At 74.1% G+C, this 20,517-nt stretch carries 14 protein-coding genes, 1 tRNA gene and 1 pseudogene; 10 read left to right on the top strand and 6 right to left on the bottom strand.

Annotated features, from left to right (window positions below; translation table 11 throughout):
• The first annotated feature begins 30 nt into the window (after positions 1–30).
• Together IE217_RS33560 and IE217_RS33555 are read left to right on the top strand one after the other, a co-directional pair.
• Positions 31–519: a GNAT family N-acetyltransferase gene (locus tag IE217_RS33560; RefSeq protein ID WP_190181733.1), complete on the top strand. Its 489-nt coding sequence runs from the start codon at positions 31–33 to the stop codon at positions 517–519.
• A 113-nt stretch (positions 520–632) separates the two neighbouring features.
• Positions 633–3,155 carry an ATP-binding SpoIIE family protein phosphatase gene (locus IE217_RS33555; protein WP_308432799.1) on the top strand — a complete coding sequence of 841 codons (2,523 nt, stop codon included), beginning with the start codon at positions 633–635 and terminating at the stop codon, positions 3,153–3,155.
• A gap of 31 nt (positions 3,156–3,186) precedes the next feature.
• Here the strand turns inward: IE217_RS33555 and rpmG are convergent, their stop codons facing one another.
• Entirely contained in the window at positions 3,187–3,351 is a 165-nt protein-coding gene (rpmG, locus tag IE217_RS33550) for a 50S ribosomal protein L33 (protein WP_190181732.1), read from the bottom strand.
• A 176-nt stretch (positions 3,352–3,527) separates the two neighbouring features.
• Here rpmG and IE217_RS33545 point away from each other — a divergent pair, with 176 nt between their 5' ends.
• Together IE217_RS33545 and IE217_RS33540 are read left to right on the top strand one after the other, a co-directional pair.
• Positions 3,528–6,365, top strand: a complete 2,838-nt coding sequence (locus IE217_RS33545) for a SpoIIE family protein phosphatase (protein WP_190181731.1) — start codon at positions 3,528–3,530, stop codon at positions 6,363–6,365.
• A gap of 268 nt (positions 6,366–6,633) precedes the next feature.
• Positions 6,634–7,968: a lipase family protein gene (locus IE217_RS33540; RefSeq protein WP_190181730.1), complete on the top strand. Its 1,335-nt coding sequence runs from the start codon at positions 6,634–6,636 to the stop codon at positions 7,966–7,968.
• Positions 7,969–7,999: 31 nt separating this feature from the next.
• Here IE217_RS33540 and IE217_RS33535 read toward each other — a convergent pair whose 3' ends face one another.
• The 4 genes and pseudogenes from IE217_RS33535 to IE217_RS33520 form a co-directional block, all read right to left on the bottom strand.
• Complete coding sequence (locus IE217_RS33535; RefSeq protein ID WP_190181729.1) at positions 8,000–9,853, bottom strand: phospholipase C; 1,854 nt, start codon at positions 9,851–9,853, stop codon at positions 8,000–8,002.
• A gap of 246 nt (positions 9,854–10,099) precedes the next feature.
• A complete protein-coding gene (gene efeB, locus IE217_RS33530) occupies positions 10,100–11,320 on the bottom strand; it encodes an iron uptake transporter deferrochelatase/peroxidase subunit (RefSeq protein WP_190181728.1) in 1,221 nt (406 codons plus the stop codon).
• Positions 11,317–12,516, bottom strand: a complete 1,200-nt coding sequence (locus IE217_RS33525) for an EfeM/EfeO family lipoprotein (RefSeq protein ID WP_190181727.1) — start codon at positions 12,514–12,516, stop codon at positions 11,317–11,319. Before IE217_RS33525 ends, efeB begins: the two co-directional genes overlap by 4 nt.
• A gap of 217 nt (positions 12,517–12,733) precedes the next feature.
• A pseudogene (locus IE217_RS33520) lies at positions 12,734–12,844 on the bottom strand (beta-glucanase); the annotation flags it as partial.
• A 273-nt stretch (positions 12,845–13,117) separates the two neighbouring features.
• On the opposite strand from IE217_RS33520, the gene mgrA reads away from it, so the two are divergent.
• On the top strand, positions 13,118–14,158 hold the full coding sequence (mgrA, locus tag IE217_RS33515; RefSeq protein WP_190181726.1) for an L-glyceraldehyde 3-phosphate reductase: 1,041 nt from the start codon (positions 13,118–13,120) through the stop codon (positions 14,156–14,158).
• A 70-nt stretch (positions 14,159–14,228) separates the two neighbouring features.
• Here the strand turns inward: mgrA and IE217_RS33510 are convergent.
• Positions 14,229–14,299 (bottom strand) — tRNA-Gly (locus IE217_RS33510).
• A 210-nt stretch (positions 14,300–14,509) separates the two neighbouring features.
• On the opposite strand from IE217_RS33510, the gene IE217_RS33505 reads away from it, so the two are divergent.
• The 5 genes from IE217_RS33505 to IE217_RS33485 all read left to right on the top strand — a co-directional run bounded on the left by IE217_RS33505 (position 14,510) and on the right by IE217_RS33485 (position 20,440).
• Positions 14,510–15,523 carry a zinc-binding dehydrogenase gene (locus tag IE217_RS33505; protein WP_190181725.1) on the top strand — a complete coding sequence of 338 codons (1,014 nt, stop codon included), beginning with the start codon at positions 14,510–14,512 and terminating at the stop codon, positions 15,521–15,523.
• A 663-nt stretch (positions 15,524–16,186) separates the two neighbouring features.
• Positions 16,187–16,717, top strand: a complete 531-nt coding sequence (locus IE217_RS33500) for a DUF2243 domain-containing protein (protein ID WP_190181724.1) — start codon at positions 16,187–16,189, stop codon at positions 16,715–16,717.
• Positions 16,717–17,541: a cytochrome c oxidase assembly protein gene (locus tag IE217_RS33495; RefSeq protein WP_190181723.1), complete on the top strand. Its 825-nt coding sequence runs from the start codon at positions 16,717–16,719 to the stop codon at positions 17,539–17,541. The genes IE217_RS33500 and IE217_RS33495 overlap by 1 nt, the downstream gene beginning before the upstream one ends.
• Positions 17,542–17,672: 131 nt before the next feature.
• Positions 17,673–19,538: an FUSC family protein gene (locus IE217_RS33490; RefSeq protein WP_190181722.1), complete on the top strand. Its 1,866-nt coding sequence runs from the start codon at positions 17,673–17,675 to the stop codon at positions 19,536–19,538.
• Between the two features lie 5 nt (positions 19,539–19,543).
• The gene (locus IE217_RS33485) at positions 19,544–20,440 is read left to right on the top strand and encodes a LysR family transcriptional regulator (protein WP_190181721.1); all 897 of its coding nucleotides are present in this window, start codon (positions 19,544–19,546) and stop codon (positions 20,438–20,440) included.
• Positions 20,441–20,517: the final 77 nt, after the last annotated feature.

Raw genomic sequence — 20,517 nt, 5'->3', positions numbered from 1 at the left:
GCCCCGCGCGCCGCGTGTGACACTGCGCCCATGATCCGCACCGCTGCCCCCGCCGACGTCCCCGTCATCCACGCGCTGATCCGCGACCTCGCCGCCTACGAGAAGGCGCCCCACGAGGCCCGGGCCACCCAGGAGCAGCTCACCGAGGCGCTGTTCGGGGCCCGCCCGGCCGTCTTCGCGCACGTCGCCGAGGACGAGCGGGGCGAGGTGGTGGGCTTCGCCCTGTGGTTCCTGAGCTTCTCCACCTGGCGGGGCGTGCACGGCATCCACCTGGAGGACCTCTACGTACGCCCCGAGGCCCGCGGCGGCGGTCACGGCCGGGCGCTGCTGACCGAGCTGGCCCGGATCTGCGTCGCCCGCGGCCTCGAGCGGCTGGAGTGGTCGGTCCTCGACTGGAACCGCCCGGCGATCGGCTTCTACGAGTCGCTGGGCGCCCGCCCGCAGGACGAGTGGACGGTGTACCGGCTCACCGACGAGGCGCTCGAAGGACTCGCGGCCGGGGCGCGGCCGCACTCGTGAGGTTGTGCCGCCGCCCGGTCCGCGCCACGCTCGACACAGCGGCCGGGTCCGGGCGGCGGCACGTGGCGCCCGATGGGAAAATGATCCGGTCGGAGCCCGTGGGGATCCTGCCCGTGGATGAGGGTGATGGCATGGGCGTCAGCGGTACGGCGAGCAGGGCGGATCCGGGGGAGCCGTTCGACATCATGACGGCGGCCGTGGCGATCGTCGGCGCCGGCGGGCTGGTCGTCCACTGGAGCGCGGGGGCCGAGGAGCTGCTCGGGCACCCGGCCTCCGACGTGCTGGGCCGGCCCGTGGGATCACTGTGGGCGGGGCGCGACCCGGCGACCCTGGCCTCCCGGCTGCGGCGCATCGACCGGGGCTGGGACGGGGTGGTGAGCGTACGGCACCGCGCGGGCCACACGGTCCGGCTCGCGGTGCGGGTGTGCCCGCTGTCCGGCGCGCGCGGGGACCACGACTGGCTGGTCGTCGCGTGCGACGCGGCGGCCCGGCGCCGGCGCGAGGTGTACGACAGCGTGGCCCGCGGCCTGCTGCGGGAGTCCCCCATCGGGGTGGCGGTGCTGGACACGCGGCTGCGCTGCCGTTGGGTCAACAGCGAGCTGACCACGCTCGAAGGGCTTCCGGCGGCGACCGTGCCTCCCGGCGAGGACACCGCCGGGGAGGACACCCCCGGAACTGCCGGGGAGGACACCGCCGGCGGGGGCGCCTTCGGCGGGGACCGGGCAGGCGCCGAGGCGCGGCGGACCGCCTCCGTGGTGAGCCGGCACGCGCGGCAGGTGCTGGTCTCCGGGCAGTGCCAGGTCACCCTGGAGCACGTGCCGCCCCGGCACGGCACGCCCGGCCGCCGCAGCCGGGGCCACTCCAGGCTGCGTTCCTTCTTCCCGCTGCGGGACGGGTCGGGCCGCACGCTGGGGATCTGTTACGCAGTCCTCGACGTGACCGGCCAGGACCCGGCGCGCGAGCGGCTGGCCCTGCTGAACGCAGCCGGTGAGCACATCGGTACCACGCTGGACCTCGACCGTACGGTCCAGGAGCTCGCGGAGGTGCTGGTACCGCAGGTCGCCGACTTCGTCGCCGTCGACCTGCTGGACGCCGTGCAGGTCATGAAGGCCCGCCCGGCCGGCGCGCCGTACGACGGGGCCGCCCTGCGGCGGGCGGCGCACCTGTCGGTCCAGGGGGACCAGCCCGAGGTGATCGTCGCCGTCGGCGAGCCCACCCGCTATCCGGCCCGGTCACCGCAGCGGCGCTGCCTGGCCACCGGCAGACCGCACGGCGAGCCGGTCGGGCCGTCGACGCCCTGGCTCGCCGACGACCCGCAGCGCTGGCAGAAGATGATCAAGCTCGGGGTGCATGCGCACCTGGTCGTGCCGCTGCGGGCGCGCGGGATCACCATGGGCGTGGTGACGCTGCTGCGCTGGAAGAACCCCGACCCCTTCGACGACGACGATCTGCTGCTGGTCGAGGAGCTGCTGGCGCGGGCGGCGGTGTGCGTGGACAACGCCCGGCGCTTCGCCCGCGAGCACCAGGCGGCGCTCACCCTCCAGACGAGCCTGCTGCCGCCGAAGCTGCCCGAGCACAGCGCCGTCGAGGTCGCCCACCGCTATCTGCCGGCGGACGCCGAGTCGGGGGTGGGCGGGGACTGGTTCGACGTCATCCCGCTGTCCGGTGCGCGGGTCGCCCTGGTGGTGGGAGACGTGATCGGGCACGGGCTGCACGCGGCGGCCAGCATGGGCCGGGTGCGCGCGGCCGTGCAGACGCTGGCCGACCTCGACCTGCCCCCGGACGAGTTGCTGGCCCACGTCGACGACCTGGTCGTACGGCTGTCGGACGAGGCGGAGGCGTCGGCCGAGGGGCCGACGGTGGTGGGCGCGACCTGCGTGTACGCCGTGTACGACCCGATCGCGCGGAAGATCGTCGTGGCCCGCGCCGGGCACCCGAGTCCCGCGATCGCGCATCTGACGGAGCCGGTGGAGTTCCCGGACATCCCCGCGGGGCCGCCGCTCGGGCTGGGCGGCCTGCCGTTCGAGTCGGCGGAGATCGCGGTCGAGGAGGGCAGCGTCATCGCGCTCTACACGGACGGGCTGATCGAGGCCTCCGACCGGGACGTCGACGTCGGCATGGAGCGGCTGTGCTTCACCCTGGCCCATCCCGACCGGCCGCTGGAGGAGATCTGCGACGTCATGGTCCGCACATTGCTGCCGGACCGTCCGCGCGACGACGTGGCCTTCCTCATCGCCCGCACCCATGTGATGAGCTCGGACCGCGTGGCCTCCTGGGAGGTGCCCGCCGACCCCTCGGCCGTGCACGTGGCCCGGGACGACGTGAGCGCGCAGCTGGCGCGGTGGGGACTCCAGGAGGCCGCGTTCACCACCGAGCTGATCGTCAGCGAGCTGCTGACCAACGCCATCCGGCACGCCTGCGGGCCGATCCATCTGCGTCTCATCCTCGAACGTGCCCTGATCTGCGAGGTGTCGGACGCCAGCAACACCTCCCCGCGCCTCAGGCGCGCCCTCGGCACGGACGAGGGCGGCCGGGGCCTGTTCCTGGTCGCCCAGGTCGCGCAGCGCTGGGGGACCCGTTACACGAGTTCGGGCAAGACGATCTGGGCGGAGCAGCAGCTGCCGGGCCGCGCGTAGCGGCCCGGCGTTCTGGTGTTCAGCGGTGCGTTCAGCGCTCCTCGCGGAAGTCGACGTGCCCGCCCGCCACCGGGTCGTACTTGCGCAGCACGAGCCGGTCGGGGTCGTTGAGCCGGTTCTTGCGCGTCACGTAGGTGACGCCGGTGCCTGCCGTCGACTTGAGCCGGACGACGGGACGCGCGGTGCTTCGTGCCATGTGCCTGCTTCTCCTTCCGGCCGTCCCGGGGGTGACCCGGGCATGTCAGCCACGTGGGTCAACAGCGGGACCGGCGGCGGCATTCCCGCCGGTGCGGCGGGGCCGGGAGTCCCGGGGGCGTTCCCCACCGTGCGCAGCGGTCGCCGGTCCCGGAAGCACAGTGCTAGAACTAGGACATGATCGGACGTTCCCGCCGGTCTCGGACAGGCGCGGCCCCGCCGTCGGGCGGCCGCCGGTCACCCGGTCCCTCGCACGGCCGGCCGGGCGCGTCCGGCCACCCGGGTCCGCACGGGGGCTCCTCCCGCCGCCCCGGCCTGCGGCGCGCCGCAGGGGCGCGCCTGGCCCGGTTCTGGGGCGTCGGCACGCTGGCGGCTCAGGTCTTCCTGCTCCAGGTCATCGTGGTCCTGGTGCTGGTCCTGGCGGCAGCGGCGGCCCTCGTCCTCCAGGGCCGCTACGACGGCGAGGACAGCGCCAAGCAACGCTCCCTCGCCGCCGCCGAGGCGTTCGCGCACGCCCCCGGCACCGTACCCGCGCTGGAGTCGCCCGACCCGGCGGCCCTGCTCCGGGTGCCGGCCCAGGAGACGCAGGTGGGCGCCGGCCTGGACTTCGTCTCCGTGCTGAACAAGGAGGGCGTGCGGCTGGTCACGCCCGACGCGCGCCTGGTCGGCACCAAGGACCGGGCCGTCGGACCGGCCATCACGGGCGAGACGTACGTGACCACCTACCGCGGCGCCGCCGGTGACGCCGTGCGGGCGGTGGTGCCCGTGATGGACGCGAGCCGGCGCGTGGTCGGCATGGTCACGGCGGGCGTCAAGATCGAGACGCTCGGGCACCTGCTGAACAAGCAGCTGCCGATGGTCCTGGGCTCGGCGGCCCTCGCCCTCGCCCTGGCGACCGCGGGGACGGCGCTCGTCAGCCGCCGCCTGCGCCGCCAGACCCGCGGGCTCGGACCGGCCGAGATGACCCGGATGTACGAACACCACGACGCGGTGCTGCACGCGGTGCGCGAGGGCGTGCTGATCGTCGGCGCCGACGGATGCGTCCTGCTCGCCAACGACGAGGCACGCCGGCTGCTGGACCTGCCCGAGGACGCCGACCGGCGGCACGTCACGGAGCTGGGCCTGACGCCGGAGCTGACCCGGCTGCTGGAGTCGGGTGAGGTGGCCTCCGACGAGGTGTTCCCGGCCGGGGACCGGCTGCTCGCCGTCAACACCCGCCGCACCGCGCCGTACGGCGGCGCGCCGGGCCTGGTGGCCAGCCTGCGCGACACCACCGAGCTGCGGGCCCTGACCGGCCGCGCGGAGGTGGCGCGCGAGCGTCTGACGCTGCTGTACGAGGCCGGGGTGCGCATCGGTTCCACGCTCGACGTGCGGCGCACCGCCGAGGAGCTCGCCGAGGTGGCCGTGCCCCGCATGGCGGACGTCGTCACCGTGGAGCTGCTCGACGCGGTGCTGCACGGCGAGGAGCCCACGGGCGCGGTGAACCGGATGCGCCGTACCGCGCTGCGCGGGCCGGACTCCGGCCAGCCGCTCCAGCCGGTGGGCGACCTGATCCAGTTCGTGGTGGCGGACACCCCGATGGTGGCGGCGCTGCGGCGCGGCAAGGCCGCGCTGGTGCCCGACCTGCACGCCGCCGAGGACTGGCGGGCCCAGGACCCGGAGGGCGCGCGGCGGGTGCTCGAACACGGTATCCACTCGTTGATCACGGTGCCGCTCAGGGCGCGCGGCGTGGTGCTCGGCATGGTCAACTTCTGGCGGGGGGCAGGCTCGCCGCGGTTCGAGGAGGAGGACGTGGCGGTCGCCGAGGAGCTGGTGGCGCGGGCGGCCGTGGCGATCGACAACGCCCGCCGGTACTCCCGCGAGCACGCCATGGCCGTGACGCTTCAGCGCAGCCTGCTGCCCCGGGACCTGCCCGAGCAGGACGCGCTGGACGTGGCCTCGCGGTACCTGCCCGCGCAGTCCGGAGTGGGCGGCGACTGGTTCGACGTCATACCCCTGCCCGGCTTCCGCGTGGCCCTGGTGGTGGGCGACGTCGTGGGGCACGGGCTGCACGCGGCGGTGACCATGGGCCGGCTGCGCACGGCGGTGCTGAACTTCTCCTCCCTGGACCTGCCGCCGGACGAACTGCTCGGCCATCTCGACGAGATGGTGATGCGCCTGGACTCGCCCACGGCGGGCGCCGACGGCGAGGCGTCACCGGTCACCGGGGCCACCTGCCTGTACGCGATCTACGACCCGGTGGGCGGGCGCTGCGCGCTTTCGCGTGCGGGCCATGTGGTGCCCGCGGTGGTGGACCCGGCCGGGCGGGTGACCTTCCCGGACCTGCCGCTCTCCCCGCCGCTCGGCGTGGGCGGGCATCCCTTCGAGTCGGGCGAGCTGGACCTGGCGGAGGGCAGCCGGCTGGTGCTGTTCACCGACGGCCTGATCGAGGACCGCAGGCGGGACATCGACGAGGGGCTGCGGCTGCTGGGCTCGGCCGTCGCCGGTGCGGACCGGACGCCCGAGGAGACCTGCCGCACCCTGATGGAGACGATGCTCCCGGAGCACCCGAGCGACGACGTGGCACTGCTGGTCGCCCGCACCCGGCTGCTCGATCCCTCGCGGGTGGCGGTCTGGGACGTGCCCTTCGACGTGATGGCGGTGTCACGGGTGCGCGGCGACGTGAGCCGCCGGCTGCACGAGTGGGGGCTGGAGGATTCGTCGTTCGCGATGGAGCTGGTCCTCAGCGAGCTGCTGACCAACGCGATCCGCTACGGCGCCCCGCCGGTGCGGGTCAGGCTCCTGCTGGGCCGGACCGTGGTGTGCGAGGTGTCGGACGGCAGCAACACCTCCCCCAGGCTGCGGCGCGCGGCCACCACCGACGAGGGCGGCCGCGGCCTGTTCCTGGTCTCGCAGTTCGCCGACCGGTGGGGCACCCGCTACGCGGAACACGGCAAGGTCATCTGGGCGGAGCTGACACCAGGAGAGACCCCGGAGCCGGACCCGGCGCTGCTGCTGGACGAGATGGCCTGGTGAGCGGCGCGAGGTGCGCGCCGGGTGACTGAAGGCCACCCCCTATTAGACGCTGAGTCAAATTACTCAACCGTAACCTCCCGCGTGCTACCGGCGGTAACTACTCGTCGGTACGGTCTCGTCAACCCACTCCCCATGAGTGCGAGGAGGCCGGTGGACGACCGCGCCGCCTCGCCGAGACGTCATGCCCCGCCACCGGGCCGGCCGCGCGGACGCCGGCCCCGGGACGGGGGTGTCACTCCTGTTCGGCCGCATCTTCAGGAGGTTCCCCATGCCTTCCCGCAGAGTTCTCCTCGCCTCGGCCGCAGCCGCCGCGGCCTGCCTCGGCGTCCAGGCCGTGCCGGCCGGCGCCGCCACCGGCTCCGCCGACGACACGCAAGTGGTCTCCCGGGGCGTGAAGATCCCGGTGTTCTACAACCCGCCCGCCGAACTCCCGTCGGCCGACGGCACGTTGATCCGCAGTGAGCCGCTGCCCCTCGCCATCGGTCTGCCCACCCCGAACGGGCCGCTGCCGGGCACCGCGACCCGCCTGATGTACAAGTCGACGGACTCGGGCGGCGGTCCGGTGGCCGTCACCGGCGCCTACATCGAGCCGACGGCCCGCTGGAGCGGCGCCGGCGCGCGCCCCCTGGTCGTCGTCGCGCCCGGCACACTGGGACAGGGCGACCAGTGCGCGGCCTCCATGGGCCTGGAGCACCCGCTCACCTTCAACGGCCGCACGATGTCCGTCGGTTACGAGGATCTGGCGATCTACCGGCTGCTGGCCAAGGGCGTCGCGGTGGTCGTCACCGACTACGCCGGACTCGGCGCGACCGACCGGCTGCACACCTACGTCAACCGCGTGGACGAGGGGCACGCCGTGCTCGACGCGGCCCGCGCCGCCCGCTCCGTGGCCGGAGCCTCCGTCACCGCCAACTCCCGCGTCGGACTCTACGGCTACAGCCAGGGCGGCGGCGCCACCGCGTCCGCCGCCGAACTCCAGCCGTCCTACGCCCCCGACGTCCACCTGTCCGGCACCTACGCCGGAGCGCCACCGGCCGACCTCACCGCGGTCACCAAGGCCATCGACGGCAGCGAACTCGCGGGCGCCCTCGGCTGGTCGCTCAACGGCTTCCTGCAGAGCGACCCGGCGCTGCGGCCCATCGCCGACGAGCACCTGAACGCCGCCGGCAAGGCCGCGCTGAACGACCTGTCGACCATGTGCGTCGGCGACGCCCTGTTCCGCTACGCCTACTCCAAGAGCACCGCGTGGACGACCGACGGACGGTCCGTCAGCGACATCATCGGCTCCACCCCGGCGCTCCGGGCCTTCCTCGACAGCCAGCGCATCGGCAGGCTCGAGCCGGCCGGGCCGGTGCGGCTGGCGACCGGCACCAGCGACAACCTCGTACCGCACGGCCAGGCACGGCAGCTCGCCGTGGACTGGTGCCGCAAGGGCGCCGACGTGGTCTACAAGCCGGTGGTCCTGCCGGGCCTCGACAGCGCCCTGCTCAACCACGTCACCCCGCTCCTCGCCGACCAGGGACCGGCCGTGGACTGGCTGGCCGACCGCCTCGCGGGCAAGGCGGCCCAGGACAACTGCGCGACACTTCCCGCGCAGCCCTGACCGTCCCGGACCCCTCGCCCGCGCGGCTGGGTCAGGCGCCGCTCCGTGCCCGGCGGCGCAGGGCGAGCCAGGTGCCCGTGGCGCCCGCCGCGAGCAGGACACCGGCGCCGGTTCCCACCCCGAGGACCGGGAAGGAGGACGTGCGGACCACGGCGGCGGTGTTCTCCAGGGCGGGCCCCGGTGTGATGCTCGTGGCGACCGGCGCCACGGGACGGATCGGGCCCACCGACCTGACGGAGCCGTCACTGTTCAGCAGGACCCGCCTGCCGTTGGGGTGGCGGAAGTCGAACATGCCCGTGAGCGGGCCCGCGCCGGCGTCGAAGGAGTGGTCGCCGATGCGTCCGGTGCGCCAGTTGTCCTCGATGAAGCGGATGACGGACGCCTGGTCGGTCGGCGTGTGGTCGACCTTGTTGACCTTGCTGTACGGCGACACCACGAGAAGCGGCTGGCGGGGGCCGGGACCGCACCGGTCCTGGTAGCCGCCGGCCGCGGCGGGCCCGGACTGGCAGGCGGGGCTGTCGGTGGCCTTGCCGTTGGAGCCGGCCGAGGTGTCGGTGGAGCCGTTGCGCACCGGGGCGAAGACGTGGTCGTACCAGCCGTCGGAGTCGTCGTAGGCGATGACGACCGCCGTGGAACTCCACTGCGGCGAGCTCTGGATCGCGTTGATCTGGTCGACCAGGAAGTGCTGCTCGTCGATCGGGTCGGAGTAACCGGCGTGACCGTCCTGGTACGAGGAGGCCTTGACGAAGCTGACGGCCGGGAGCCTGCCCGCCTTGAGCGCGGCGGAGAAGTCCGTCAGGTCGTAGTTGTGGTTGGCCTGGCCGGCGTGGCCGATCTCGGCGACGCTGCGCGGCGGCAGGTGGTGCGGGTTGGCCGTCGACTTGTAGTAGGCGAACGGGTTGTGGTGCGGGCTGTAGTCCACGACCCGGGCCCCGCCGACGTTGGCGTGGGCGGTGTCGCACTTGGCGTACGCGCCCTGCTCGCCGCTCCACGCGGTGGAGGGCCGGAAGCCGCCCTGGAACCAGCCCCAGCTGACCTCCTTCGCGTTCAGCAGGTCGCCGATGTTGCGGCCCTTCATCACGGCAAGGGCGTTGGAGCTGGTGTGGTCCTTGCCCGAGCAGTCGTCGAACGCCGGGTCCGGGTCGTTGATCATCGTGCCGACGCCGTTCGCGCCGGGCGACTTGACGGTGTACGGGTCGGGTGTCGCCGTCTGCTTCGGGTTCTCCGTGCCGGAAGCCGGGTCCACGGAGATGACGCCGTGGGTCTGGCCGGAGACCAGGTTGACCGCGCCCGGGCTCGAAGGGCCGTAGGTGGAGCTGAAGGAGCGGTCGCTCAGGGCGTAGTGCTGGGCGTAGTTCCACAGCCCCGTGACGGTGTTGCCGTCGTAGTAGTCCATCACCAGGCCCGGCTCGCCGAACAGGCCGCCGCTGCACTTGTCGACCTCGGTGTTCTGCACGTACTGGTCGGCCCTGCCGCCGTTGGCCGCGTACTGCTCGGGGCCGTAGGAGTGGTTCTGGTCGCAGGTCATGGCCTGGGCCGGGGAAAGCCGCTTGGGGGCGTACTGGTTGGGGTTCTTCACCAGCAGCCCGGCGTGGGCGAGGGTGTCGACGTCCTTCGGGGTCCGCTTCGACGCCGTGAACTTCGTGCCGTCGGTGTTGGCGGCCTTGGGGTAGGTGGCGAAGTAGTGGTCGAAGGAGATGTTCTCGTCGAACAGGACGACCACGTGCTTGATCGGGGTCGCAGTGGTCGGGCCGCCGTGGTGGCCGTGCCCGCCCGCCGAAACGGCGGCCCAGCTGGGGGCGTTGCCCCCGAGGACCGTGAGGGCGGCGGCTCCCGCGAGCGCCCCCAGGCTCCGTATCGTTGCTCGTCTTCCCCTGCTGGCCATGCGGTTTCCCTTCGGGCAGGATCGTATCTGCTGCGGTACGGCCTGGATGCTCCGCCGGACGGGCGGCGCGGTGGCGGAGCCATGATGGCCCCGGGATGAACACCGGGTCAGGGAAGCACGGCGAATTCTTGACCGTGTATTGACCAAATGGACGAGCCAATCGGCCGGGCACGATCACCGAGAAGGATCACCGGATCGATCACCGGATCGATCACCGGGCCATCACCGGCCCGATCGTCGGCCCGCTCAGCCGAGCAGGCCCCGGCCGTACCAGTCCGCCGCGTCCCGGACGCCGGGCAGGGTGAAGAAGTAGCCGCCGCCGAACGGCGTGACGTAGTCGGTGAGCGGCTCGCCCGCGAGGCGGTGCTGGATGGCCTCGAACTGCCGGACGGGGTCCTGCTGGTAGCAGCAGAACAGCAGGCCCATGTCGAGGTTGCCGTTGGAGTCCATGCCCCGGTCGTAGTTGTACGCGCGGCGCAGGATCCGCCCGCTCTCGGTGGCGGCGGTGCGCGGGTTGGCCCGGCGGATGTGGGCGTCCAGCGGGATCACGTCGCCCTTGGGATCGCCGGCGTAGTCCGGGGTGTCGTGCTCGTCGTCGCCGTCCAGGGGGGCGCCCGACTCCCGCTGCCGGCCGAATATCCGCTCCTGCTCGGTGAGGGAGACCCGGTCCCAGAACTCCACCAGCATGCGGATCAGCCGGACCACCTGATAGGTGCCCCCGGCCGCCCAGCCTGGCTCGCCGCTCCCCCGGCCCACCCACACCAGGCGGTCCATGAGCCGGGCGTCGGTCACGTCCGGGTTGGCCGTGCCGTCCTTGAACCCCATGAGGTTGCGCGGGGTGCCGGACGGGCGGGGCGGCGAGGAGAAGCCGTCCAGGCGCCAGCGCGCCTGCATGCCGCCGCGCGTGTGCCGGGTGATGTCGCGCAGCGCGTGCAGCACGGTGTCCGGGTCGTCGGCGTGCAGGTGGACGCTCAGGTCGCCGTGGCACCAGTCGGGCCGCAGGTCGTCGTCGGGGAAGGCCGGCATGGGTCTCAGCCGGCGCGGGCGCAGCGCGGCGAGTCCGAAGCGCTCGTCGAAGAGGGAGGCGCCGACCGAGACGGTCACGGCGAGCGCCCCGGCGGGCAGCCGGCCCCCGAGCACGCCGGAGTCGGGGGGCGGCCCGGTGATGCCGACCGGGTCCGGGGTGCCACCCGAGGTGAGGAAACGGGCGCGGGCGGTCAGCGTACGCAGCAGCCCGGCGAGTTCGGCACGCCTGTCGACGGTGACGTCGAAGGCGACGAAGGCGCTCGCCCGGCGCGGGGCGGCCGGCACGGAGAGCTGCCGATCGCCGTGGAACGGCGGGAGACCGGTCGCGGGGGCACCTTGCCCGCCAGGGTGACCGCCCGTGGCGGCCGCCCCGCCGGTGGCCAGACCGGCGCCGGCGAGCGCCGCACCCCGCAGAAACCTCCGGCGGTCCGGCAGGGTCATGAGGTCCTCCGGGGGTCGCACAGGGTGGCCACCGAGGCGAGGCGTTCCACCAGGTCGCCCAGGACGGCGTCGGTCTTCTCGCGGTCCGCGCGGGACAGTTCGGCCGGCCGGGTCCACCGGCCGCCGTGGCGGAATCCGTCGAGCAGGGACTGGGCGCCGTTCATCTCACGCTCGAGACCGGGAAGTTGCGCATACCTCGTGGCCAGCAGCGGACGCAGGCGGGTCAGGACCTCCCGGGTGCCGTCCAGGTTGGCCCGGGCGGTCGCCAGGCTGCTTCCGCTGCCGTAGTCGGTGCGTCCCGTCAGCTCGAACTGCACGGTGTTCTCCAGGATCTCGTGGGCGCGCAGACCGAGTTGGGCTGGGTCCATGCGGTTTTGCGCCCAGTCGTCGCGCAGGGTGGTGACGGCCTTGACGAGACCGGCCGCCGGGGCGCGCAGCGTGCGCGCGGCCTCGCCGTGCCACAGCCCGTACTCGACGCGGTGGAAGCCCGTGAAGGACGGGTCGTGCACTCCCCGCGGCAGCCCGGCGTCGGTGCCGTTGATCCGCCGGTCCGCGGCGCCGAAGGCGTCGTACGCGGCGCCGAGCCGCTCGTACTGGAGGTGCGCCGGCAGCCAGGCCCTGCGGGCCGCCGCCAGGTCGCCGCGGTCGACGGCGGCCCGCAGCGCGCCGGTCAGCCGCACGGTCTCGTCCAGTCCCCCGGCCACCCACTTCTGGTAGGCGATCGCCGGGGGGATCAGGTCGTGCACGGTGACCGCGACGGCGGCCGGGCCCCTCACGCCCCGGTCGACGCGGACGGTGGGTCCCATGACCGCGTCGGCGTCCTCCGGCACGCACCGCAAGGCGTACGCGCCCTTGCCGAGGCGGACGGTCAGCGCCCGCGTGGTGCCGGGACCGATGCCCTCGGCCTCGCCGTACACGGCACGGCTGCCGGGGTCCTCAAGGTAGACGTCGGCGGCCTGGTCGGAGGTGTTGCGCAGGTCGAAGACCTGTACCCCCGGGCGCGGATCGTCCCAGCCCCGGCCGCAGCGGCCCGGCGACACCTCGACCAGGGTGTGCGGCGGGCCGGCCGCGGTGTTCCGCGAGGAGTGCGAGGTGCGGCCGAGGACGAGCAGCGCGACGACGATCACGAGCACGACGGCCGGCGCGCAAACGCCCCAGAGGCGCAGCGACCGCACGCCCGGGCCCGCCAACCGCATTCCGCGCCTCCCACGGGTCGTGCCTGACGTTGATCGCCTCATGCTAGGCAACACGCGGGGCGCGAACACAGAGCCGTGGAAGATCGATGGCCTTAAGTTCTTCTGTACGTAACCTGGCTCAGCCGCCGGGGCGTTCCACGACCAGGTGGGCCACCTCGTAGGACATCCGGGTCGTCCCCGGGTCCGGCGGCGGGTGGTGACGGCCCGCGCGCACCGAGAGGTGGTCGAGTTTGTCGTCGCCTGGGTTGACGGGGCCGCCGTCGGGATAGGCCCACGAGCGCCCCGCGATCCACTGCCGGGGTGAGGAGAAGTCGGCCTCGAGGACGATGTGGGGCACGCCGGTCACCTCCCGCGCGGGGTCCGCCCACGCGCTGCTGTTCTGCCCGCCGCGTCCCGCGTGATGCGGCGGTGCGGCCCGGAGCGGCGCAAGTCGACCCGTCCGGGTGAATCGCGGGGGCGCGGGCGCATTCAGAAGCGGCGCAGCTCAATCCGATGCGGGGCAGCGATTGGACTTGTCGATCAGGCAGGAGCAAGGTGGAGTGCGTCCGTCCCGCCGAACCCGGCGCGACCCCCCGTACCGCACCACCCGGAGATTCACCCGATGACCTACGTCGCAGACCCCGAGCGCTACCACGGCACCATGCGCTACCGCCGCACCGGCCGCTCGGGGCTCGACCTGCCCGTGCTGTCGCTGGGCTACTGGCACAACTTCGGCGACGACCGGTCCTTCGAGACCCAGCGCGAGATCGCCCTGCGCGCCTTCGACCTCGGCATCACCCACCACGACCTGGCGAACAACTACGGCCCGCCCTACGGCTCCGCCGAGATCAACTTCGGCCGGCTGATGAAGCGGGACCTGGCGCCGTACCGGGACGAGCTGGTGATCTCCACCAAGGCCGGCTGGGACATGTGGCCGGGCCCCTACGGCCAGGGCGGCGGCTCCCGCAAGTACATGCTGGCCTCGCTCGACCAGTCGCTCACCCGCATGGGGCTCGACTACGTCGACATCTTCTACTCCCACCGGCTGGACGCGAGCACCCCGCTCGAGGAGACGATGGGCGCCCTGGACACCGCCGTCCGCCAGGGCAAGGCCCTGTACGTGGGCATCTCCTCCTACGACGCCGAGCGCACCCGGCAGGCCGCCGCGATCCTGCGCGAGCTGGGCACCCCGCTGCTGATCCACCAGCCGTCGTACAGCATGGTCAACCGCTGGATCGAGACGGAGGGGCTGCTGGAGGCGGCCGAGGAGGAGGGCTTCGGCGTCATCGGCTTCACCGCGCTGGCGCAGGGGCTGCTGACCGGCCGTTACCTCGACGGCATCCCGAAGGACTCGCGCGCCGCGCAGGGCACCTCCTTCGACACGGCCTGGCTGTCGGAGGACATGCTGGGGCGGCTGCGCGCCCTGAACGACATCGCGGCCCGCCGCGGTCAGACCCTCGCCCAGATGGCCCTCGCCTGGGCGCTGCGCGACGAGCGGGTCACCTCGCTGGTCGTCGGCGCCTCCCGGGTGGAGCAGCTGGAGCAGAACGTGGCCGCGCTGGAGAACCCCGGATTCAGCGCCGAGGAGCTGGCCGAGATCGACAAGTACGCCACCGACGGCGGCGTCGACCTGTGGCGGGAGGCCCGCACCGGCAACATGTGACCCGCCGGCGGCACGAACGGCGAAGCCCCCACCCGGTCGGTGAGCGACGGGTGGGGGCTCGCGTACCACGAGCGTCGGGCAGGGCTCGCACCTGCATCTCCCCGCGGGAAGCGGGGCGTCTTCGCCTTGGACCACCAACGCACGGCCGGCCGCCGGGAGTTCCGGCGTCCTGCTCGAGATTCACCGTAGCCCAGTTCCGGCGGCGGCGCCTTCCGGGCCGCGCGTCCGTGGCCGGCGGGCGCCGCTCCCCGTCTCTTCGCGAGGCCTCCGGACGGCCCGTGGCCATACGGTGCGTGCAGGGTGACCCGCGAGAAGCCGGGGTGGTCACCGACCCGCCGAGGAGGACATGTCATGGAGCGGATGCTCGCCGCCCGCCTGCACGTCCCGAGCCGCACCCTGCGCGTGGAGGAGGTGCCGCGGCCCCAGCCGGGCCCGGGAGAGGTGCTGGTGAAGGTGGAGGCGGCCGGGGTGTGCCTGTCCGACGTGCACCTGATCGACGGCACCCTCACCCCGCTGCTGCTCGAGGGGGACACGGTCACCCTCGGGCACGAGGTGGCGGGCACGGTGGCCGAGGCCGGCCCCGGTGCCACCGCCTGGCCGCCGGGCCGGCGCGTCGTGCTGCACGCGGGTGAACTGCGCGACGGCGCCGTCTTCACCCGGGGCGTGGACTACGACGGCGGCTGGGCCGAGTACGCGCTGTCCAGGGCCGACGCGCTGACGCCGCTGCCCGACGCCGTCCCCTTCGAGCAGGGCGCCATCATCCCCGACGCGGTGTCCACGCCCTGGGGCGCCATCACCTCCACCGGCCAGGTCCGGCCCGCCGAGGCGGTCGGCGTCTGGGGCGTGGGCGGCCTGGGCGTGCACGCGGTACGGCTGCTGCGCGCGGTGGGGGCCTGTCCCGTCGTGGCGGTCGACCCCAGTCCCGTCGCCCGTGAGCGGGCGCTGGCCGCCGGGGCCGACCTGGCCCTGGACTCCGCCGACCCCGAGCTGCGTACCCGCGTCCGCGCGGTCACCGCGGGGGCCGGGCTGGCCACCGCGTTCGACTTCGCGGGGGTCGCTGCGGTACGCGAACAGGCCCTGTCCGTGCTCGCCGCCAAGGGGCGGCTGGTCCTGGTCGGGTTGACGAACCAGCCGCTCACGGTGGCGGACGGGACCCGTTTCAGCTATCTCCAGCAGCAGATCCGCGGCCACTACGGCTCGGACATGCCGGTGGCACTCCCCGAGATCCTGCGGCTCATGGAAGGCGGCCGGGTGGACTTCTCCACCTCCGTCAGCGGTGTGCTGCCCCTGGCGGAAGCCGCCGAGGCGGTCGAGCGGCTGGAGAAGAAGGTGGGCGACCCCGTCCGTCTCATCCTGCGCCCCTGAACCGGCGGCCCGCGCCGGGGAACGGACCGGGCCGGTGACGCACCGGTTCAAGGCCGGGGGCGGTGAGGCCGGGGGCGGTCGACCCGGACGCTGCGAGGCCGGGGGCGGTCGAGCCGGACGCTGCGAGGCCGGGGGCGGTCGAGCCGGACGCTGCGAGGCCGGCTCGGGCCGTGTCCGGGGCGGTGGCCGCGGGACCGGTGTCGCCCGTGCCCGAGGTGCCGTCCTCGGCCGCCCGGCCGGCAGGCGCTCCCGGCAGCACGGGGCCGAGCAGCAGCCCGCCCCCGAGCGCCAGTACCGCAACCACCTGCCGGCCCCCGATGCGCCCCAAATGACCTGACAACGCCCACCTCCCTGTGCGCCGAGCCGGTGCGCCCGGCACCGGAAGGCTGGCAGAAACGTTGATCAGCGCACCGGCGTGTCCGTCCCGAGTCCCACGGACGGGGGACGTGACGGCATTCGGGTGACGCCACCGGCCAGGTCCACCGTGTCGGCGCCTCAGGTCCCGGTGCCCCAACCGCCGTGGACACAAGCGGAATTGGCTCTTTTCATGCGGGCAGATGCGGGGCGGACGGTGGTTGGGTGGCCCGGGGGGCGGTTCCGGAGACCCCGGACACCCTCCGTGGAACCCATGCTCCGGTCACCACCGACGAGAGGGAGTACACGATGACGGTCACGGACGCGGCGCCCGCCCCGCCCACTGCGCAGAGCATCCGGCTGCCGGGGATCGTGCTCGGAGTGGGCCTCGGCGGCTTCGTCGACGGCATCCTGCTGCACCAGCTGCTCCAGTGGCACCACATGCTCTCCAGCACCAACCACGACCGCATCGGGGTGAAGTACTACGACCCCCACACCGTCTCCGGGCTGGAGATGAACACCGTCTGGGACGGCATCTTCCACGCCGTGTGCTGGGTGGCGGTGATCGCGGGCCTCGGCATCCTGTACGGCCGGGTCACGCACCACCGCAGGCAGGTGTGGGCCTCGCGGGTGCTGTGGGGCTGGATCCTGACCGGCTGGGGCCTGTTCAACCTGGTCGAGGGTCTCCTGGACCACCAGATCCTGGGCATCCACCACGTGCGCAGCGGCCCGTACCAGGCGTGGTGGGACGCCGCGTTCCTCGCCTTCGGGGTGCTGTTGATGCTCGCCGGACGGCTGTGCCGGGGCAGCGGCGGCGGACAGGTCCGGGAAACCGTCTGATGGGCGGCGGACACTCGATGCACGACCACGGCACGGCCGGCGGCGGCCTGCCCGCGCAGGTGCTGACCCTGCTCGTGCTCGCCGCCGTGGGCGCGGGCTACCTGCTGCTCGTACGGCGTGCCCTGCGCCGGAACGCGGCCCTGGGCTGGAGCCGCGCGCGCTCGGCCGCCTTCCTGGCCGGGCTGGCCCTGCTGGCCCTCGCCCTGCTGCCGCCGCTGGCCCCCGCCGCGCACACCGACTTCCGCGCGCACATGGCCCAGCACATGCTCGTCGGGATGTACGCGCCCCTCACGCTGGTGCTGTCCGCGCCGGTCACCCTGCTGCTGCGCACGCTGCCCGCGCAGGGTGCGCGCCGCCTGGTCGCGGTGGTGCGGGGACGGTGCGCGCGGGTCCTGGTCCATCCGGCCGTCGCGCTGCTGCTGAGCACGGGCACGCTCGGGCTGCTGTACTTCACGCCGCTGTACGACACGGCCATGCGGCACCCGGCCGGGCACTGGCTGCTGCACGTCCACTTCCTGCTCTCCGGCTGCCTGTTCGCCCACGTGATGGCGGGTCCGGACCCCGCTCCGGACCGGCCGGGCGTGCGGGCGCGGCTGGTGTACCTCGGCGGCGCGGTGGCCGCGCACGCGCTGATCGCCCAGGCGATGTACGGCGGCTTCTTCGTCCACGTCCACGCTCCGGTCGGCCAGGTCCAGCAGGGCGCGGAGATCATGTACTACGGCGGGGACATCGCCGAACTGCTCCTCGCCGCCGCGCTGGTCGCCACCTGGCGCCCGGAACGGCGTACGCGCGCGGGCAGGGAGGCGTTGCGGGCGGCCGCGTGAGGAGGGATGGAGTGCTCGTATGCATGTGAAGCATGCTTCCCGCTTCCGGCAGGCATTGGACGCATGCGTGCAGTCGGGCCGACCCTTGGAGGGCACCTGGACCCTCACGCCGGCAAGGAGTCGATCCGCCCATGAAGACGCAGCGCAACGCCCCGGCCGCGGTCGCGGTGCCCGCGAGGGCCGCCGTCGCGCTCGCCGCGCCGCTGCTCGTCGGGGTGTGGACGGGCCTTGTCATACCGGCCGTGATCGCGGGGATCGGCGCGCTGTGGGGCGTGAGCCAGGACGGTTCGGATCCCTACCGGCTGAGGGTGCGCCGGCTGGGCTGCATGGGCCTGGCCGCCGCCCTCGGGCTGCTCGCCGGCGAGCTCGCGCTGCGCGCGGGAGACCCGGCGGCGGTGACGGCGTGTCTTGTCGTCGCGGCGCTGGCGGCGGGCGCGGTCAGCCTGCGGGGCCGCATCGCCTCGGTGGCCGGCATGCACCTTCTGCTCGGGGTGACGATCGGCAGCGGTATTCCGGTGCCGGGGCCCTGGTGGGAGGCGCCGCTCGCGCTGCTCGCCGGGGTGGGGCTCGTCATCGTGCTCTCCGCGACGCCGTGGCTGTGGCGGCGGCACGACATCGAGCGGGACGCCGTCCTCGCCGTGTACCGGGCCTCCTCGGCCGCGCTGGCCGCGGCGGGCTCCCCCGGTGCCGAGGACGCGCGCCGGCGCCTGACCGCGGCCCTCGACCAGGCCCACCAGGTCATGGGCCACCACCTGACCCGGCCCACCCCCGGGGCGGAACCGGCCTCACTGCTGGCCGCCTTCCACGTCGCCGTCCGGCTGGGCGAGGTGACATCGGCGCTGGTCTGGGAGGGCCGCCCGCTGCCGGCGTCCGTGACGGACGTACCCCTCCGCATGGCCCGGCGCCTGCTCCTGGCCGACCGGGCTGCCGAGTACGACCGGCCCACCGGGCCGCGTGCGGACGCGGCCGGCGGCCGGGGTCCGGACGCGGCCGGACTGCCCGGCGCGAATGCCGTCGGCGGCCCGCGCCCGGACGCCACGCGCCGCCCCGGCCCCGGCCCCGTCGGCCGGCCCGCCGAGATCCCGGGGCTGGACGCCGGCACGCCAGGGCTGCGGGCGCTCTTCGCGCTCGATGCCGGAAGTGGCCGGGTGCGGGCCGACGAGGTCACCTCCCGGCTGGCCGGCGCGGCGATGCAGGGGCGGGCGGACCGGGTGCGGTACGCCGTGCTGCTGGCGGTCTGCGTGCTGGTGGCGCAGCTGTGCGCCGAGGCGCTGCACGGCCCGCGCGGGTACTGGCTGCCGATGACGGTGGCCTTCGTCTACAAGCCCGACTTCGGTCCCGTCTTCCGGCGGGCCCTGCACCGCTGCGCCGGCACGGTCGCCGGGGTCGCCGCGATCGGCTCGGTGGTCCTGCTGACCACCGGCACATACGCGCTGATCGCGGCCGTGGCCGCCTTCGGCGCGCTGATGGCCGTGGGCGTGCGCCGCCACTACGCGCTGGCCACCACGGGCCTGACGGCGGTCGTCTTCGTCCTCCTCGACCTGCTCGGCGACCACCGCCCGCTGTACGGGGCGCGCATCCTCGACACCGCGCTGGCCGCCGCGATCGTCCTCGTCGCGCACTTCGCGCTGTGGCCGCGGTCCGCGGCCGGGCGGGCCGCCGCGCAGACCGGGGCCGCGCTGGCGGCCGCCCTGCGCTACCGGGACCTCGCGCCACAGGCGGGCCCGGCCCAGCGGCACGCGCTGCGCCGGACCGCCTACCACCGGCTCGCCGAGGCCCGCCGCGCCGCCGCGCACGCCCATGACGAGCCCGGCCGTCCCGGCCGGCGGCTGCCCGACTGGCAGCGGGCCATCGGCACGGCCGAGCGCCTCTGCGACGCCGTGAGCGCCCGCAACCTGTCCGGCCGGCCCGGACCCGTGCCCCTGGAGCGTCCCCCCGGGCACCGGGCACAGCGCCCGCCCGCTCTGTGCGGCGCGCTCGGCCCGGTGCGAGACTGAGCGGGATGGATCTTCAGGTACTGCGCTCCTTCCAGGCGGTGGCGGACGGTCTCACCGTCACCGAGGCCGCCGCCGAGGCCCGTATCACCCAGCCCGCCCTGTCACGGGCCCTGCACCGGCTGGAGCAGGAGGTGGGCGCGGAACTCCTGCGGCGCGTGGGCCGCGTGCTGCGCCTCACCCCGGCCGGGCGGGTCTTCAAGGAGTACGTCGATGCGACCCTGGACAGTTACGACCGGGGGCGGCGGGCGGTCGCCGAGGTGGTCGACCCGGAGGCGGGCGTGGTGTCGCTGGCCTTCCTGCACACGCTGGGCACCTGGCTGGTGCCCAAGCTCGTCACCGGCTTCCGCGAGGCCCATCCGCAGGTCCGCTTCGAACTGCACCAGCACGAGGAGAACGGCCTGGTCCAGCACCTCCTGGCGGCCACCGCCGACCTGATGATCACCAGCGGTGACCCCGGTCATCCGCTGATCACCTGGCGGCGGCTGCTGGTCGAGCCGCTCTGGCTCGCCGTACCCACCGGGCACCGGCTGGCCGGGCGCGGCCGGGTGCGACTGGCCGAGGTCGCCGAGGAGCCATTCATCCTGCTCAAGCCCGGCTACGGGCTGCGCAGCGTCACCGAGGACCTGTGCCGTCAGGCTGGCTTCGACCCACTCGTCGGCTTCGAGGGCGAGGAGGTCCACACGCTGCGCGGGCTGGTCGCGGCCGGGCTGGGCGTGTCGCTGATCCCGTCGTCGCCGGACGCGGCGGCGACGCCCGCCTTCCCGATCCGCTACCTGGAGATCACCGATGTGCACGGCGCCCGCGACATCGGCATCGCGTGGCTGTCGGGCCGCGGTCTGCCGCCCGCGCCACGGCGTTTCATCGACCACGCCCTTCAGGAGACGGCGACGGCGCGGCCCTGAGCGGCGTGCGGGCCCGCTTCGGCGCTGACATGCCCTTGCCTGGAGCAATGATCGGGTGGAGGGGCCCGTCGGCAGCA

Source organism: Streptomyces naganishii JCM 4654 (genome assembly GCF_014650575.1).
Lineage (GTDB): Bacteria > Actinomycetota > Actinomycetes > Streptomycetales > Streptomycetaceae > Streptomyces > Streptomyces naganishii.
This window is presented reverse-complemented; position numbering and strand designations above follow the sequence as displayed.

Excerpts from the sequence above, each read along its gene's own strand:
- IE217_RS33560 (WP_190181733.1), top strand. The coding sequence starts at position 31 with ATGATCCGCACCGCTGCCCCCGCCGACGTCCCCGTCATCCACGCGCTG.
- rpmG (WP_190181732.1), bottom strand. The coding sequence starts at position 3,351 with ATGGCACGAAGCACCGCGCGTCCCGTCGTCCGGCTCAAGTCGACGGCA.
- IE217_RS33545 (WP_190181731.1), top strand. The coding sequence starts at position 3,528 with ATGATCGGACGTTCCCGCCGGTCTCGGACAGGCGCGGCCCCGCCGTCG.
- IE217_RS33540 (WP_190181730.1), top strand. The coding sequence starts at position 6,634 with ATGCCTTCCCGCAGAGTTCTCCTCGCCTCGGCCGCAGCCGCCGCGGCC.
- IE217_RS33535 (WP_190181729.1), bottom strand. The coding sequence starts at position 9,853 with ATGGCCAGCAGGGGAAGACGAGCAACGATACGGAGCCTGGGGGCGCTC.
- efeB (WP_190181728.1), bottom strand. The coding sequence starts at position 11,320 with ATGACCCTGCCGGACCGCCGGAGGTTTCTGCGGGGTGCGGCGCTCGCC.
- IE217_RS33525 (WP_190181727.1), bottom strand. The coding sequence starts at position 12,516 with ATGCGGTTGGCGGGCCCGGGCGTGCGGTCGCTGCGCCTCTGGGGCGTT.
- mgrA (WP_190181726.1), top strand. The coding sequence starts at position 13,118 with ATGACCTACGTCGCAGACCCCGAGCGCTACCACGGCACCATGCGCTAC.
- IE217_RS33505 (WP_190181725.1), top strand. The coding sequence starts at position 14,510 with ATGGAGCGGATGCTCGCCGCCCGCCTGCACGTCCCGAGCCGCACCCTG.
- IE217_RS33500 (WP_190181724.1), top strand. The coding sequence starts at position 16,187 with ATGACGGTCACGGACGCGGCGCCCGCCCCGCCCACTGCGCAGAGCATC.
- IE217_RS33495 (WP_190181723.1), top strand. The coding sequence starts at position 16,717 with ATGGGCGGCGGACACTCGATGCACGACCACGGCACGGCCGGCGGCGGC.
- IE217_RS33490 (WP_190181722.1), top strand. The coding sequence starts at position 17,673 with ATGAAGACGCAGCGCAACGCCCCGGCCGCGGTCGCGGTGCCCGCGAGG.
- IE217_RS33485 (WP_190181721.1), top strand. The coding sequence starts at position 19,544 with ATGGATCTTCAGGTACTGCGCTCCTTCCAGGCGGTGGCGGACGGTCTC.